This is a genomic window from Tamlana crocina (genome assembly GCF_012037625.1).
Genome location: NZ_JAAVJS010000496.1, coordinates 1 through 360, shown reverse-complemented (window position 1 = coordinate 360; position 360 = coordinate 1). Strand labels below are relative to the sequence as shown.

Sequence of the window (360 nt, the reverse complement as noted above, 5' to 3'; positions counted from 1 at the left end):
CCTGCCGCGGCCGCCCATCATATCGAATACCTCATCCATACTAAAGCCGGAACTATTGATGTTGTTGGAACTCGCAAGCACACTTAGCCTGAGATCATCCTTAAAATAATTACCTATTCCGCTTAGTTCATAACGCCCCTCTGTACCGCCACCGGCAGTTGCACGGGCAAAGTAACCCTTGTTCTTATCCTCCTTGATCGTGACGTTAATAGTTTTATCATCGGGATTTCCTGCTTTTCCGGTAAATTCTTCAGACTTTGTTTTGGTGTCTACCACCTGGATCTTGTCAATGATCTCCTTCGGAAGATTTTTTGTTGCGATCTTAGGATCATTTCCGAAGAATTCCTTTCCGTTCACCAG

At 45.0% G+C, this 360-nt stretch carries 1 pseudogene; it reads right to left on the bottom strand.

The features are described 5' to 3' along the window. Nucleotides 1–360: pseudogene (locus tag HC176_RS17760) on the bottom strand (outer membrane beta-barrel protein); the annotation flags it as partial.